The organism is Pseudoalteromonas sp. c7(2019), from assembly GCF_011378625.1.
Lineage (GTDB): Bacteria > Pseudomonadota > Gammaproteobacteria > Enterobacterales > Alteromonadaceae > Pseudoalteromonas > Pseudoalteromonas arctica.
The window spans coordinates 1-1,264 of the sequence record NZ_WTKS01000043.1 but is presented as its reverse complement, the minus strand read 5'-3'; the positions used below and the strand labels follow the sequence as shown (position 1 = coordinate 1,264).

Below are 1,264 nucleotides of genomic sequence, written 5' to 3'. Positions count from 1 at the left end.
TGATGGGTGGTGTGGGGGCTGGAGGTTAGAGACCTCCGGCTACCCGATTATAAAGCACTATATGCCAGTTCTAATTGTATTCAGATTCATGGGAATCTCGTCATAATCATTAACCCATAAAATACCCACACCAAAAGATAATGCATCATTCTCTTCAAATTTTTCCATAAGACTTACGAGCTCATCAACAACATCATCCAAACCAAGTTGAGCACGAGACTTCTCATCCAAAATATCTTCATTTTCCGACAGTAGCTTTTCTAATTGAGCTTTAACTTTTGTCTTATCGTGCTTTTTCTTAAAACAATAGTGATGGACACCTTCATCTCCACGTTCATTTTTAGCAATATCAAGTAACCGCCTTAAATTTGGATCTGAAAATGATATACCAACAAATAAACAGTTGTGGTCTTTAAATTTATTTATTTGTATTAAATTGCTCCAGCCATAAACATCATTATATTGTTCGTGATAACCATCTTCGCTTAGTACAACTTTGTTTTTTGTTGTAAGTTGGCCTTTTTGTGGCAAATAACCATGTACATGATAGATAGGGAGTTCGTGTTGTTGATGTTTCATGCCTCGGGCATGTACTGGAGAAAATGGTATATCAACATCTATATTTTTAAGGCATTGTTCCATCAAATCATCATAATTATATGTAATGATAGAATCTAAATTAGGACTTTTTCCTGCTGCGATACAAAATTGGCGTATTTCTTTTAGTAAATCTGAATCCTCATTGTTTTGAACACCAACATATAAAGCATCACGTATTGCATTTTCAAAAGCTAAATTAGACTTAGGGTTCTTCTTTTTAAAGTAATTATGAAGATACCTTGCAGATATTAGTGAGTTTGGCTCAAAAATATTAGTGAACGTTCGCGCTAAAACCCCCGCTTTTTCGATACTGCTACCGTTTTCATCATCGTCTGATTTGATAGTGATCAATAGTAGTTTTTGAAGAAGTGTATTCCAATCAGGTAAGCCATAGGACATAGAAGAGCCAGCACCTAAGACCATGACTAACCTTTGTGACCGGTACCAATCGGTTACTGTCTCTAACTTTTGTTGATGAGTCTGTTTTTTACCATGAGATAAAAACAATGACTCTTCAAATTTGCTAGAAAGTTGTCCTTTGAGGAACTTTTTAACAATGTCACTTGTTAAAGAAACTGCGACTGATTCGATCACTGAACTCTCCTTGTGCTTTATAACACTTTAGTATTTATGCGACACGCAGTTTGTGTTGCATAATCGCTTG

General features: G+C 35.5%; 1 protein-coding gene. It reads right to left on the bottom strand.

Annotated features, from left to right (window positions below; genetic code table 11):
• Positions 1 to 57 precede the first annotated feature (57 nt).
• Positions 58 to 1,194 (bottom strand): SIR2 family protein, encoded by a 1,137-nt coding sequence (locus GQR38_RS20675; RefSeq protein ID WP_165723105.1) that lies wholly within the window; start codon positions 1,192 to 1,194, stop codon positions 58 to 60.
• Positions 1,195 to 1,264 lie beyond the last annotated feature (70 nt).